Raw genomic sequence first — 15086 nt, 5'->3', positions numbered from 1 at the left:
AAAATTATTTCAAGCCACTCTCACCATTGCGGGCTACCAAAATCGTCAAACCAGCATCTTCCAAATAATCAACAGCTACTCCTAAATTGGTGGGATTATCATCAATCACCAAAATAGTGAAGTTGGTTAAGTCAAGATTAGGGATATTCCTCGTGGTGACACTCATTACTCTTGTTCCCAGTGCAGATAGTTTTCCACTAAAGCCACAATCTCCTCTTCCTAAAACCCTCGCGCTAAATCTTTGAGTTGATTGGTAATAAGGAATATAGTCATCCAGTTCATCAACATAGATAGCTGTGTCACGAATTTTCCTCATCAAAAATCAAGCGCGAGTTTGCAAACCCCGCCTATGGGCGACTAGGGAAGAGAAACGAGAGACCAGGGCGGAAAAACGAGCCGGGGTATTTATTCCCCCTAAGTTACTTATGATCTGGATATTCAATGGTATTACTTCCCAATCTTCCCCATCCTCTGGTTCAGATCTCTATTTTCCCCAGTAATTCACCAATCTGGCAAAGTTTCAGGTCAATAGCAATTACACTATGTCTAGATTTGGGGATTGAGCCAAGCCTGCGCGAGATCAGCTCTACGCCTAGTAATAATGCCTAGTAATAATATCGTTGCGGTTTATCCTAATGATGGGAAGATGGGCAGAGGGTCAATTGAGGCAAATGATTGAGGCAAATGTAAGTTGTCAAAAATTTTAATGCTACCAGATGATATAAGAGAAGCGTGGGATTCCAATCTCTTTAGGTGCGCGCCTCCTAGGCCGCGAGCAATCCCTCGCGGCCTAGGGTCGCACCTTTTGATGGGTTTGCTAATCTGGAGTTATGCCCTGTAATCTGACCCAGAAACCCACTGACCATTGACTAATGACCAGTAACTATGTCACCAGCCAAAAACAGAACCTTTAGTCTCGACTTTGAAAAGCCACTGGTTGAACTGGAAAAACGAATTAAGCAAATTCGGGAACTTGCAGAAGAAAACAATGTCGATGTTTCTGACCAAATCCGCCAACTGGAGACAAGAGCAATCCAACTGCGTCAGGAAATTTTCAATAGTTTATCACCAGGGCAACGGCTACAGCTAGCCCGTCACCCTAGGCGTCCAAGTACCCTCGATTATATTCAGGCAATCACTGATGAGTGGTTTGAGTTGCATGGCGATCGCGGTGGTTATGATGACCCAGCCTTAGTGGGGGGGATTGGCTCTTTGGTGGGTCGTGCTGTGGTAATATTAGGACATCAAAAAGGTCGGGATACTAAAGATAATGTAGCTCGCAACTTCGGCATGGCTGCGCCTGGGGGCTACCGTAAAGCGATGCGGCTGATGGAACACGCTAATCGCTTTGATATGCCAATTTTGACCTTTATTGATACCCCAGGTGCTTGGGCTGGTGTGAAGGCGGAAGAACTAGGACAAGGAGAAGCGATCGCTTATAACCTCCGAGAAATGTTTCGCCTGGATGTGCCCATTATGTGTACAGTCATTGGTGAAGGAGGTTCTGGTGGTGCTTTGGGAATTGGTGTTGGTGATCGGGTTTTGATGTTTGAAAACGCTGTCTACACCGTAGCTAGCCCAGAAGCTTGTGCCGCCATCCTTTGGAAAGATGCTAGCCAAGGACAGCAAGCCGCAGCAGCGTTAAAGATTACCGCTTGGGACCTCAAAGAATTAGGGATTATTGACAAAGTTTTATCGGAACCCATAGGGGGAGCTCATGGGGATCCCTTGGCAGCCGCCTCTATCCTCAAAGAGGCTCTATTGGAAAACCTGGCAGAACTAACTCAATTAACCGCTCAACAGCGCCGGGATTTGCGCTATCAGAAGTTCCGAAATATGGGGATTTTTGTAGAAAGTTAGTCTTGAAGGGGTGAATAGGTAAACCGGTTAGAGGTATATCTCCCACCTTCGCGGCGGCGTTGCTCAACTAAAAACTGATTTCAAGGGTCGTGATCTCAAGTATAGTTAGATTCGTTACCAATTAGGGCTACCAACCTCAGGGATAAAACTTTATATATAGCAAGGGGGTCATCATCTGGGGGATTGAGCTAATCATGCTCGCCATTTTCTCCGATGTTTACCTTGGTAGCCCAATTACCAATTACCCTATCCCGATTTTTCTATCCTCAAAGTTTATTATTGACAGCCGACTTGGTAGCTGAATAGTCTGCGGATGATGATACAATTAACAAATGTTCACAATATTCTAAGGTAGTTAGTCAGTTTGCTAAACAATTTCGGATACACCGAAAACCTAGCTGTGCCTTTGGAGATTAACTGCCCTAAGGGAGTGTCTAAAATCTCGGTGCCTAACCAACTCACTGAACCTAAGGTTAATTCGACTGCCTCCACCTCTGGTGACCTTGTAGCTGGCTTAGCAGATTTAAAGCTAGCAGATTTAAACCAAATAACTGCGTTATGTGGGCATTTGCTTCCGAGCAATCCTGAGTTTTATCCAGACCGTAGAGAAGCATTTGTAACAAAATCTTGTAAAATTTGATGACATCGACTGTTGAGCGACGCGCCATAATTACTGGAGCGAGCAGTGGTATTGGCAAGGAAACAGCTTTAGCCTTTGCTAAGGCAGGAATCAGTGTAGCCTTAGTCAGCCGTTCCCGGAACAACTTAGAGATGGTTGCTGCTGCTGCTAGGGCAGCTGGGGTGCAAGCTAAGGCTTATCCATATGATTTAGCTGATCTGGAGCAGGTTAGATCTTGGATAGAAGAAATCACAGCAGATTTTGCTCCTATCACTATTCTCGTCAATAATGCGGGAATAGCTGACGCTAGATATCTCAGTGAGACACCGCTATCAGATTGGCAGCGCTTAATTGACCTGAATCTGACCAGTGTGTTTCAGTGCATCCAGGGGGTTCTGCCTGCTATGCGTGCCCAACACCGAGGCACGATCGTTAACGTGGCATCAATTGCTGCTAAGCAAGCCTTGCCTAAATGGGGGGCTTACAGCGTTAGTAAGGCAGGTATGATTGCCCTCTCCAAGACTCTAGCAGCGGAGGAAAGCCGCCATGGTATCCGGGTAGTAAGCATTTGTCCAGGTGCAGTCAATACCCCTTTATGGGATGCAGATACAGTTCAGGTGCAATTAAATCGGTCAGGGATGTTGACCCCAGAAATTGTTGCCCAGTCAATTTTGCACACCGTCGAGCTCCCACAACAGGCTGTCATCGAGTCCTTGACTCTGATGCCCAGTGCCGGAATTCTTTAGGGTATAGGTAAAAATAATAGCACACTTTAAGGTTATTGCTGTGTCAATTCAACCTGTCCCTATGGTCTGGCAATATCAAGTTCATTTTTGTTTACAATCTAATCAGATTAATCATGACTATTGCTTCTTCCAATGGTTTCAACCGTGTTGAATCTGTTTCAACTGCTAAAAGTATCAATGGTAATGAGAAACATCAGCTAGAGACCCGTCCTGAGCGCAATACCCAGAATGGTCACCAGCCCAATTTACAACCTCCTTTGGAAGAACTGAACCAGGAGATGATCAACGCTGTCACCACTATCCTATTGGGTGTTGGTGAAGACCCGCAACGAGAGGGACTGCTCAAAACCCCTAAGCGGGTAGCCGAGGCAATGCGATTCTTGACTAGTGGTTACAATCAGTCTTTAGAGACAATAGTCAACGGGGCAATTTTTGACGAAGGTCACAATGAAATGGTACTCGTGCGGGATATCAATTTCTTTAGCCTCTGTGAACACCACATGTTGCCATTTATGGGTAAGGCTCACGTCGCCTATATCCCTAACCAAAAAGTGGTAGGACTCAGTAAAATAGCTCGTGTGGTCGAGATGTATGCACGGCGACTGCAAGTTCAGGAACGGCTGACTCGCCAGATTGCCGAAGCCATTCAAGCTGTCCTAGATCCCAAGGGTGTGGCTGTGGTGATGGAAGCTACCCATATGTCCATGGTGATGCGGGGTGTGCAAAAACCAGGGTCTTGGACTGGCACCAGTGCGATGGTCGGGATTTTTCAAGAGGATCAAAAAACTCGTGAGGAATTTCTCAACCTAATTCGCCATCAACCGAATTTCTTTTAGGGGTTTGACTTGAACGGTTAACTAATCCTACTAAAAAAGTCATTAGTCATTAGTGATTAGATCTCTGGGAAAATTAACGTTTAGCTTAGACCTGACAAGGAGTAGAGCCATGATTTTCACCAGAGTTCTATTAGTCCTTAGTGAAAAACACACACACATTAGTAACGGTAGTTGCTGATGACAGATGGTAAGCTATCAGCTATCAGCGTGTCGCGTATCAGCGAAAGGCCTGTCGCCACGCTACCGGAACAGTTTATGCCCATAGGGCAGGCTACACCGAACAGCTTTTGAATAAAATAAGCTGACGGCATTAGGCTGACGGCTGAATGCTTACGACAGATGAGTAATGACTAATGACTCACTTTAGCCACTAGTTAACACAATCCTCCCTAATAGTCTCCACATCAAACATAATGGAAAATTTTGCCTCAGGCATCATCTGCTTTAAAACCCGTAGATGTTCTTCAGCATTGCCGCGCCGTCGAAATCGGCCAACGGTGATATTGCTGAGCTTGGGTTGCAAAAGGACAATGATCCAGGGATTTAGCTTTTCTGTATAATTCAACATAGGTTTTCCTTATAGCTTTTCCTTGAGACACTTGAATTTGGTGCCAAATTAGCTTCCACTTTCATCAGCGACCCATCTTTACACGTTGGGAAGCTCGTGAGATGGGGTAACCCATGTGCGGACGCTTACGTAGGGCTTACAGCCCCTCATAATGAGCGGGCAGGATTAATGACCGGCTGCATTAGTACATATGTACTAAGTTGTGCGTGGAATTGAACACAGCGTGACAGTTCTGCTTATTTTTTGTCTAATTCTTCTCACTTTTTGTCTAATCAGTTATAATAGACGAGCAAGTAATGGTGAATTAAAGTCTATTAAAGTTGATGACCAAAGGCGAAAATGCACCGGTTAACGACAGTAGACATCAAACCTCCTGTGGATAGAGCAATCAAAATCAGAAATTTGGCTGGGGCATCCCGTCATAAGTAAAGCTTGCCTTATACCCGAACGCAGAAGCGTTTCCGTAAGGAAATAGCGATGGCTGGGGTTGGCGAAAAGCCTACACCTAATCGATAGAGAGGTTTGGGAAATGTCACCGTGACTAGTTGCGGGTTAGATTCCCCTGATCAGGTAAGTCTGCTGGTGTTGAAGCGGCTTACTTTCGATTGCGCGATGATTTGCCTCTAGCTTGGCATAGCTTCGGGAATATTAGCTGTTTGGTGCAAACATTTTACAGAAAATTTATCTACGGTATGGTTAGTGGTAAGCTATTTTACTGAACTAGCTAATAACCCTATGTGATAGAGCCAAACTGCTTGCTGCTGTCTGGCAAACAAGAAAAGGGCAGAAAACAAAGTTAACTGCCCTATTTTAATTAGGGCTTACGCAATTTAGCCATCGACACACGACATGTAGGTTTTAGAGGGTAACTATAAAACTACATGTAGAGTTCATCCGCAAGCCCTATTTAAGCAAAGCGTTCAAGTTTTCTTGAACAAAAACAATTTATTATGAAAAGCCAAGAAGATCAACCTCTTACCCTGGTACAACTCAGGGAAAATGCCAATCTGACTCAAATGAAATTAGCTATTGCTGTTGGTGTCAGCATTACGACGATTAGTGACTGGGAAAATGGCAAAGCCGAACCACGCTTAAAGCACGTCAGGCTCCTGGTTGAAATACTGGGTTGTTCTTTCGAGGACCTTTCTCAAGCCTTTGAGCAAGCAAAACGTCGTTCGTAAAGCGATGCAGGGTGGTAAAAGGGAGCCAGTGCGGTCAAAGGGAGCCAGTGCGGTCTTGGAGGTCCCCCAAGACCCCGCTGTATCTCTACTCCCTACTCCCTACTCCCTACTCCCATTAACCCAGGACTTTCTACCTCACCCAATTGAGAACTGCTATATATAAACATAAGCGTGAAAATGAACCATTAACCCAATTGATATATCAGCTGAAAGTTAATTTCCCCAAAGGTCTAATGATTCAACGCTTAGGAGCATTATCAAAAGCACGAGCGATCGCATTCCAGGCTAACTTGGGCTTGAAATCTGCATCCAGAGGTAGAGGTCGCACTGGGGCACCATCTGAGCGGGGATGGAAGCTACTTAAGTATGTGTAGCGATCGCTAAATCCCCAGGTCACTACTGCAATCACTGCTGGCTCATCAAGTACCACAGACAGATAATCTTCATAAGCTTGAGCCACCATGCGATCGCGTACAGTCACATCCTTTGGTAAATTGTCATCTCTGACATCTAGTTCAGTAATCAAGATTTTAAAACCCATACTCGCCACATCCCGGAGAAATTTCCGCAGGCTTTGGGGGTTAATCCGTTTATTCCCTCGCAAGTGAGCCTGGATTCCCAGGGCATGACAGGGGGTTCCCTGAGACTTCAACCCCTCTAGTAGCTTCAAGACAGCCCTACGCTTGGCTTGCTCATCTCTCGATTCATAACTCAGTCCATACTCGTTGTAGAGTAACATTGCCTTGGGGTCAGCAACAGCCGCAATGCGAAAGGCTAGGTCAATGTATTTCGGACCTAAAAATTTTAACCATGGCGTTTTGCGTAAACCATCTGCCCGTCCTTGGAAGGTAGCGATCGCTTCATTAACAACATCCCAGGAGTGCATTTGTCCAGCATAACGCCCAGCCACTGTTTTAATATGTCTAACCAAGAACTGTTGAGCGTTTTGGCGATTTACTGTCTCCTCAAACCAAGGGGGTAACGAGATGTGCCAAACTAGGGTATGTCCCCGAAACAGCAATCTATGAGTCTGGGCAAAGTCTGCCATCCAATCCCCAACGGTAAAGTCAAACTGATGGGGGTGAGGGCATAGGGGAGGGGAAGAAGGAGTAGAAATAAACCACTTGAGTCCCCATCCGGGAACCAGCATGGCACACTCTTGAGCAAAACGGGTGGCTAAGGCTGGGTTTGAGGATAAGTCTGGGAATCGACTCTCGGCTCCATAAATTAATCCTTTTGCCGCCGCACGCTCTTTTAAAGAAGCTCCTTGAGCTACTGCAAAGTCTCGCTTCGGGTCATCAATAGCTTGAATTTGGTGACTATGTATCATAGATTGACACCTTGTCAGAGGGCCTACACTGGCTAAGCTACCTAAACCCAGTAATAATTCACGTCGTCCAATCATTAACTTGTTTTTACTCCTAGAAACCATCACGTAATATGCTTAGCTTTAATTATTTCAGCCATTTATCCCTGAGGGGGTGACAAAATAGCAGAAAAAGCTTATTTGGGAAAAAATGCCGGTATTTCTGGTAAAAAAATATCGGTTTAGTTATCTCAATAAGACCAATAAAAATGATCAGCTTACCGTAAGCATATGCGCTACTTGAGGTGCTACTTGAGGTGTCAAAGGCCACGCTACGGGAATAGCCACGCTACTTGAGGTGCTTTCAGCTTATGCTTACGGTTTTAAACCCATTTTTTTTCCCCAAAAAAACTAATTGATGTAGTGAGGTAGCGCACGAATTGTGCAGGCATCAATAAATTGATGATTCTGGTTCAGCTATTGCAATTTCTTCCTTCTTTTTCTGGAGTAGCTGGCAATTTCATTGTAGGCATTAATCGTTTGATTGGCTAGTTCTTGCCAATCAAACGCCTCTAGAGGAGCTTGTTCTGGACGGGGAGTGTTTAATGCCCAATCTAAAGCTTTTTCAATGTCATAATCAGTAATTTCTCCTGTATAGGTATAGACCCATTCTTCACCAACTTGCTCTTGAACTTCAGGGAGAGCGCCAATTTTAGGAACTAATATGGGTCGGTTAAAAGAGAGGGCTAAGAAAGCACTACCAGAGTTTAAAATCTCGCGGTAGGGCAAAATAACTAAGTCAGCAGCACTGAAGTACCATTGCATATGGTCTTGGGGTATGAAATCTAGGTTGATTCGCACTCGTTGATCTAGGGCGGATTCCCTTTCAATTTCTGCTGCTAATTCAGTAAATTCTGGACTACCCACAATGTAGAGTATGGCTTCTGAGTCAAACAACTTTCGGAAAACTCGAATCAATTGAGGAGCATTTTTGTAAGGTCTAATTCTGCCAAACAAAAGCAATACTTTCGCCGAATTGGTAATTCCTAGGTAATTGCGAGCTTCTTGAGAACTGACTTGATTCGGATACTGCCCTCGGTAGTGACCATGGGGTACTACAAAACCTGGAATATTCTTTAACTGAGGGAAGCGCTCTTGGGCAGCTTTCATCCCAGTTTTGCTAAGGTTAATGTAACCATCCAACTGTCTTGTAAAGACTTTCCAGAACCAAGCCTCTAGTTGCGGGTAAAGCTGTTCATGAGAGGCTAAGTTGTGTACTGTCCAGACAATTTTTGTTCCCCGCCAGCGAGCCAAAATCATCAAGAATAATAGAGCTAATGTTTTTGCGATCGCTCTGAAGAAGTTAGGTTCATTTAAGTTTCGTTCTGGCCAGTGCCGATGCCAGATAGAATAATGATTTATCAGCAATTTTTTAGGAGAAAACTCATGGACATCAACCCCCAAAGTAGCCAGGTGGGTGTAAACTAGCCAGGTATAAGGGTTTTTGTCACGATCTTTAAAGGCTGGTTGAGCAATAATTTTCATATTTCACCTACTCCATTGAGCTTTGGTTAACTTTAGAGCTGCCGTTACTTTCACGCTACTACCTAAACCTTGAAATCCAGGACCAGTCAAGGTGTCTACCGCAAACTACTTCATAGCTTTAAAAAAACGTAAACATTCTCAGGTTTCTAGTGACCAGAATTGATCAGACTGATAAAACGGTATATCGAAGAGTTTCACATAATTACGCACAACCTCGACTTCAGATTGGGTCATCGTTTGTTTCCATTTATTTATTTGTTGGTTGCTTATACGTACCTTGGAATAACGACCAGGTATATTGTTAGTTGAACTCTGGAGTACATGCTTTTCTACCCGCCTATTCCATGGCAATTCAAACTGCTCAAATAGCTGTTTGAACTTACCAATAGGGTCTAAGCATAAGTCCTCATAAAAGACCAATAACCATTCAGGATTTCGAGACAATGCATCGGCTACAACACGATGTCTTGCTGCCCAGATAGCTGCAAATATTTCTATTGGCGTTTTTGCTGCCTCTATCACTGAGCGGTAGGGTTCGAGATGATCTTCAAATAAGCTAGATTGATGTAATAAAGTATCTCGCGAAAGCTCAGCAGGAGTTTCTTTGTTAATTTCTGATAATACGGTAGGGCAAGGATGTCGAACAATTACCAATAGTTTGGGATTGTAGCGCTTGAAAACCCACTCGATGGACATCAGAGATGCTACATCTTTCACGATGATTTGATAATTAGGCAGTGCTCTAGCCCAAAAACCTCGGTACCAACCGCCTCCAAAAGGTAGACCTTTGAAGACATTATCAAAAGCATTTTCAAGCAAGTCATCTCGCTCACCAGGTCGTGTATATTGGAACCATGTGTCCATGTTACCTTTTCCAGTAATAGCTGGATTACATGGCTCGTAGTAGTATATAGCACGATTTGCGGTGGACAATGTTTTCCCGACCCAACTGGTACCGCTGCGACCATGACCTAAAATCAAAATTGGGCGTTTGCCAACTTGCCAGTGATTCAAAAACCACGAGGTAAGATAGTAGCTGGTCTTAGTAATTAAACGTTGTTTTCTCATTTATATTTTACTGAATTTACATTTAATATTTTTATTGATGGTAAATCAAACAAAACAATTAATTAGGGGTGTATTTTTTTAAATATAACCATCAAAATTATCTAAAACTATGCTAACTAAAATTTAATCAACACTAAACACTAAAATAGTCTGAAAAATATCAAAATTTAGCTATATCAAGATTTAGATCGAGCTAACTGGTTATACTTTGAAAGTGAAACCAGAGAATCTATTTCCGAAATCACGCCTTCTATTGCTTTAGAACCAAACAATTCCTCAAGCACACCTGGATTAACATTATCCCTGACAGGATGGGACAAAAATCGGATAATTGCTTCTGCAAAGGATGACTTATCCACAGCAATTTCAAAGTAGTGATGAACCTCTTCTGGTAGACCTGCTATTCCCTGTGGTGTGGAAACAATCGCTCTACCAGAAACCAGCATTTCTAGGGACTTTATACTAACGCCACTCCCAGCGGAAACTGGATTAATGAGAACCCGCCCCGACTTGTATACTTCTGCAGAAGACACTGGATTTATTTTCAGATCAACTTCTGGAGTTTCCTCACATAGCTGCCTAACGTGCTGGACAGGATTTGAACCCGCTATTAAAACAGTAAATGTTGGTAACGCCAAACGTATTATAGGCATAACTTGGGTAATAAACCAGATTATTCCCGCTACATTGTTGTCCGAAAAGAGGTTACCCAAAAAAACGATATCATAGACAGGATGGGTGCTTAGTTTATCTCTGGATATTGCTTCCCTATTCTCTTCAGTAAACTCAATCAGAGGTGCTAAGTAGCGACCATTTTTCAATCCTTGACTTCTCCAAAAATTTAGGTCATCTAGGGATATATCGTAAAATAAAGTACTCTTTTTTAGTAAATTTGTTTCATAATTTGCCAAGTTAGACAATGATAAATATCGTTTGAACTTGTTGAACCCTTTGGCAGACGCAAGTTTTCGCTTATAGTACAAATGCTCGATATTGTGAGAGCGAATAACCAGCAGCCGATTCAAGTGTTGACTTAACTGACTTGCTACTTCTCCACCGTGAATACCATCTAGGAAGATGACATCAGGATTAAACGCAGCCACATCAGACAGTAATAGCTTGAATTCTTTACCTCTGACAATTCTAGATGTCACTTCCAAAGGATACTTGAGTAAGTCAATTATCCGCCGAATAAAAGAGCCGAGTGTCCTTGGAAACTTTATCAAAAAAACTTGCTTGGCATACTTCCTAATTTCCAGGACTTCCTCTGGTTTTGGAGTATGGCTACACCAGCAGATAACTTGTAGCTCAGTCCCTAAATTAGAGAAAGCTTTTATCCTTCGCCACATGTCTAATCGCGCCCCATGGATGGGCGGATAGGGAATATCATGGCATACTAATGTAATCTTCATAATACGGCTACTCTTACTCTCAGTTGTTTGCTGCTATAGAATTAATCATGATAATTATCAGCACTGACTTGTAATTATTCAATAACCTAGATGTTCCATAAATTATGCAGATTTAAAATGTATAATATCACTATATTATCAATAATAGTTATCCAAAGTTCCTACAATTTACTACTTTATATTGACTAGATATATCTAGAACACTATTTAAATACAGCTTAATTTTTTAAGCAATATCAAACGCTTTGAGTAGTTCAGATTTTTGAAAAGATATGAATCGTAAATCTGTCGGCAATATCCCCCTTTGTATTCATCGGATCAATATAATAGTCAGGGGTTGGAAGCGATGCAGCGCGGTCTTGGGGAGGCAGCGCGGTCTTGGGGGTCTCCCCCATGAGCGACTGCCGTGGTTTCCACGGGGCTTACAAGGTGCGGACGCAGGTTCCGCACACAGCCCCTCCCCATGAGCGACTGCATCAAGAATTGAGGAATTTTGGTGATGCTAGTCATACACTATAAATACTGTAGGGTCACTGGACGAACTACTTGATCAAGAGGAGTAGGCAAAGTCTTGTAGACTAAGTATTTACCTAACTCCTACCTGCCATAGTAGGGCGGTCTAGTTGATCACTGGCTATCTTTGATTCCTTACGAGATTTGTCAAAAGTACGAGCAATAGCATTTCACCCAGACTTTAGTTAAAAGTCCGAGGTAGGAATTAAAAGCAAGCCAACGTGCTGATTGGCTTTGCCAGAGACTTATTGCTAGCTCTAGTTGATTCTAAGAGAATATCCGTAAAAATTATGTAAAGCTTTATTAAAGAAAGTGAAATTTCATCCTAAGTAACAGCAAATTTTTTGTAAAAATCAGCCAAGGTCATGGGTAATGGTGATCCGATTACCGATTACCCATGACCAATTACCCATGAGCAATTACCCATGAGCAATTACCTAACAATCTTAGGTTACATCCCTCTTAGAGAAAGGGGATAAAGATTAATGTTCCGATTCTTGAAGGCGCTTGCTTCTAGTCACCTCTTGCCGATATAAGACAAACACTAATAGCCATAAGCTGAGCATCCTCAAGGAATCTGAGGTTAAACTTGACCAGGCAGCTCCCTTCCATGAATACAGAGGAATTAACCAAAGGTTTAACGAAAAGTTCAACAGAGCTGCCGTTACTTGTATGCTACTACGCAACCCTTGAAATCCAGCACCAGTCAGGGTGTCCGCCGCAAAAAACTGCATGGCTTTAAAAAACGGTATCGGTGCTAACCAACGTAAGGCATTGACTACCTCCCTATAGTCATCACCTATAATGTAGGGTACCATTGGAGCGGAGATAAACAACCCGATACCAGCAGCTATTCCGTACATACCAGCAATTGGTGATAGACGCTTGGCCAGATTGAGACTTCCCTGGATGCCAGCGGCTCCCTTCTGAAAAAACTTGGCATAGGAAGCCACTAACAGAGATTGTACAGGGACAAATGCCACATCAATTAAACGGTATGCAGCAGCATATATACCTGTAGCTTGTAATGTAGAAAGACGCGCTAGCATGGTTTTATCTACATTGTTGTTAACCGTTTCAGCACAAAGGTTGAGAGAAAAGTAGAATCCCTGAAGCATCTCCGGCTTGATCTTTGATATTGCCAATTTAGGAGTTCCTAACATCCGATGTACCATCAGAAATCCAACCCCAGCTGCTATTGCTGTACTAGCCAGATATAAAGCTCCCCAAACTACAATATCTGATGTCTGAAAGAAGCTGACAAAACAAAGTGTTGCCACTAAGTTTTTTAGACTGAGTAAAAAATGAATCTGGGCGGTGTGCTTAAGCTGACTGACCGCGATAAATGCCTGACCAGCGGTGGCTAAAATTTTCAAAAAGAGTAAGTCAGACAAAAATACCAAAAATATTAGCAGGGGCGACGTTTCTTTAGGTAAAATAGCTGGAGCTATAAGCATAACTAAGGCAATTAGCACCAAACTAGAGGTAAAAATCATCAACAGCGCATTGCCCCAGTATTCCTTGAATAAGGCTCGGTTTCTAGAAACATTTTTAATTAAAACATCTCCACTCCCCCAGGTGGCGAAAGGGGATATAATCGCCGCTAAAGCCGTCAAACTAGCAAACAGACCATACTGTTGAGCACCGAGGGTACGAGCAATCATCACGAAGTAGGCCCCTTGGACAATCATCTTCAGAAATCTAGCCAATAGCATCCACAAGGTGTTACGTACTAGGGATTTCTGAAATATGCCAATGAGCCTGGATTTGAGGGATTGAAAATTCATATCAAGTAATTTGGAGCATACCTTTTCGCTGCCAGGATTATCTGCCAAGTTGGTAACTGATCGAAAATTATCTCTGATTACCCAGACTAAGAAGACAATCAGGGAATTGGTATGACTTATACCAAGTTGCCATCAAAGATATTACTATAAAACTTAGCATCATAATACCTCTGAATGCAACTTATATATTATCTGATTTATCCCTGCTTAGATGGCTAATTTTTCATTATCCTCACCCTTAGGCTGACTAGCTGCTTAATCCCACTAATTCTTTGCTATACCATGCCGATATCTCCCGCCCCAATAATTTGAATAGTTTTTGATTGTCATTGGCATAGATGGTGTAGAGTTTTTGAATCGCTGATGGACTGGGGCGAAGCTTTTGGTGTTGTAAGGGTAAGCGCTGATCAACACGATTGATCAACCCACGCATAAATGGGAAACGGGTTCCCAGATAACGAGCAATTGGTGAACTAGTGCTTTGATGGACTTTCTTAGACTTTTTACTAAAATCAAAGGAAGAATCTATGTCAAGGAATTCACAAACTTTTTTCATAGAATCCTCTGAGTTTTGAGCAATGTCTTCTTCAAAGACTAGAATTAGCATTTGCTTAGGATCGAAGTATTCATAGTAGGCTTGCAGTTGGCGATAATATCGTCCCATATCGATGATGCCATAGCGATCAACTAGGGGTTGTTTATCACCAATTAATAGGTCATCAAGGTCATAATTTAGAGATATAGCTCCATTTTTGATAAAGTGATTTATAGCAGCAATGGCTCGTTCAACTGGATTTCTTAGGACTACAATAAGTTTGGCTTCAGGCAATGTCTCGTAGATTAGTCGATGGGAATAGGAAATTTCTTCGAGAGGGTCATAGTAGACTTTACCCTGGGCATCAGGCAATGGCTCGATCCATAAGTAATTAGGAGTTTTTTCTCCAATCGCTTTTTCACCATTAACATCAGCAAAATGTTTTTTATACCATTCAATACCTTGATTGATATTATACCTCTTATTAAAGTAATGAATCTCATTTGCAGGTATAAATACCTCAGGATGTTCCCTGAGATTATGGGCTAACCAGGTAGTTCCAGCCTTTTGGGCTCCAATGATTAAAAAGTTCGGTAAAGTCACTAACAACTCTCTCGTCATATGGCACTGCTATTTCGCCATTAATTCTACCTATATAAAAATCGACAAAACAATTGACTATATTGCTGATTATCCTAAGTAATTTTGCTGATCAGCACTACGCAAAGCTAGGGATTAATACGGATTATTTTACCTAGCAAGAGCATAATTTTAGCACGAGCTGCTGAACTAATTAGCTAATAATAAATTCATTTTTTATTATTAGTAATAACCAGATAATACCAAGGATTTAAGCTATCTTGAACATGAGTTAATAGGTCGATTGTTTATACGTCAATATGCGTATCACTTGGCGGATTAGTTTCACTAGCCATAGAATAATTTTAGGACGAGATGCTGAACTAAGCGGCCAATAAATTACTGGTTTTACCATACTATAGGGCATTATCCCTACCCACAGTAACCAATGACTCCAGAGTAGCTTCTTTTTCCAATTAAATTTAGAATATTTCCAGATTGACCAATATCCTTTATAAGCTAAAACTAAAG

14 protein-coding genes are annotated in these 15086 nt (G+C 42.4%); 6 read left to right on the top strand and 8 right to left on the bottom strand.

The window, feature by feature from the left end:
- Positions 1 to 4: 4 nt before the first annotated feature.
- Positions 5 to 316, bottom strand: a complete 312-nt coding sequence (locus F6J94_RS17445; protein WP_293042728.1) for a hypothetical protein — start codon at positions 314 to 316, stop codon at positions 5 to 7.
- 569 nt (positions 317 to 885) lie between these two features.
- On the opposite strand from F6J94_RS17445, the gene accA reads away from it, so the two are divergent.
- The 4 genes from accA (at position 886) to folE (ending at position 4061) form a co-directional block, all read left to right on the top strand.
- Complete coding sequence (gene accA, locus F6J94_RS17440) at positions 886 to 1860, top strand: acetyl-CoA carboxylase carboxyl transferase subunit alpha (protein WP_293024908.1); 975 nt, start codon at positions 886 to 888, stop codon at positions 1858 to 1860.
- A 364-nt stretch (positions 1861 to 2224) separates the two neighbouring features.
- Entirely contained in the window at positions 2225 to 2500 is a 276-nt protein-coding gene (locus tag F6J94_RS17435; protein ID WP_293024910.1) for a hypothetical protein, read from the top strand.
- Complete coding sequence (locus F6J94_RS17430; RefSeq protein ID WP_293024912.1) at positions 2500 to 3225, top strand: SDR family oxidoreductase; 726 nt, start codon at positions 2500 to 2502, stop codon at positions 3223 to 3225. Before F6J94_RS17435 ends, F6J94_RS17430 begins: the two co-directional genes overlap by 1 nt.
- Positions 3226 to 3338: 113 nt before the next feature.
- A complete protein-coding gene (gene folE / locus F6J94_RS17425; protein WP_293024914.1) occupies positions 3339 to 4061 on the top strand; it encodes a GTP cyclohydrolase I FolE in 723 nt (240 codons plus the stop codon).
- 370 nt (positions 4062 to 4431) lie between these two features.
- Here folE and F6J94_RS17420 read toward each other — a convergent pair whose 3' ends face one another.
- Positions 4432 to 4629, bottom strand: a complete 198-nt coding sequence (locus tag F6J94_RS17420; RefSeq protein ID WP_293024915.1) for a hypothetical protein — start codon at positions 4627 to 4629, stop codon at positions 4432 to 4434.
- A gap of 950 nt (positions 4630 to 5579) precedes the next feature.
- On the opposite strand from F6J94_RS17420, the gene F6J94_RS17415 reads away from it, so the two are divergent.
- Both F6J94_RS17415 and F6J94_RS17410 read left to right on the top strand, forming a co-directional pair.
- A complete protein-coding gene (locus F6J94_RS17415; protein ID WP_293024917.1) occupies positions 5580 to 5810 on the top strand; it encodes a helix-turn-helix transcriptional regulator in 231 nt (76 codons plus the stop codon).
- Positions 5785 to 5973 (top strand): hypothetical protein, encoded by a 189-nt coding sequence (locus F6J94_RS17410; RefSeq protein WP_293024918.1) that lies wholly within the window; start codon positions 5785 to 5787, stop codon positions 5971 to 5973. Before F6J94_RS17415 ends, F6J94_RS17410 begins: the two co-directional genes overlap by 26 nt.
- Positions 5974 to 6048: 75 nt before the next feature.
- Here the strand turns inward: F6J94_RS17410 and F6J94_RS17405 are convergent, their stop codons facing one another.
- From F6J94_RS17405 to F6J94_RS17380, 6 genes are all read right to left on the bottom strand, one after another.
- Positions 6049 to 7140 (bottom strand): endo-1,4-beta-xylanase, encoded by a 1092-nt coding sequence (locus F6J94_RS17405; protein WP_293042723.1) that lies wholly within the window; start codon positions 7138 to 7140, stop codon positions 6049 to 6051.
- A gap of 453 nt (positions 7141 to 7593) precedes the next feature.
- Entirely contained in the window at positions 7594 to 8661 is a 1068-nt protein-coding gene (locus F6J94_RS17400; protein ID WP_293024922.1) for a glycosyltransferase family 4 protein, read from the bottom strand.
- Positions 8662 to 8799: 138 nt separating this feature from the next.
- On the bottom strand, positions 8800 to 9729 hold the full coding sequence (locus F6J94_RS17395; protein WP_293042708.1) for a sulfotransferase: 930 nt from the start codon (positions 9727 to 9729) through the stop codon (positions 8800 to 8802).
- A 176-nt stretch (positions 9730 to 9905) separates the two neighbouring features.
- On the bottom strand, positions 9906 to 11141 hold the full coding sequence (locus tag F6J94_RS17390; RefSeq protein WP_293024926.1) for a glycosyltransferase: 1236 nt from the start codon (positions 11139 to 11141) through the stop codon (positions 9906 to 9908).
- 995 nt (positions 11142 to 12136) lie between these two features.
- Entirely contained in the window at positions 12137 to 13441 is a 1305-nt protein-coding gene (locus tag F6J94_RS17385; RefSeq protein WP_293042705.1) for an oligosaccharide flippase family protein, read from the bottom strand.
- 247 nt (positions 13442 to 13688) lie between these two features.
- Positions 13689 to 14579, bottom strand: a complete 891-nt coding sequence (locus F6J94_RS17380; RefSeq protein WP_293042702.1) for a sulfotransferase domain-containing protein — start codon at positions 14577 to 14579, stop codon at positions 13689 to 13691.
- Positions 14580 to 15086 lie beyond the last annotated feature (507 nt).

The sequence above is a fragment of the Moorena sp. SIO1F2 genome, from assembly GCF_010672755.1.
Classification (GTDB): domain Bacteria; phylum Cyanobacteriota; class Cyanobacteriia; order Cyanobacteriales; family Coleofasciculaceae; genus Moorena.
This window is presented reverse-complemented; position numbering and strand designations above follow the sequence as displayed.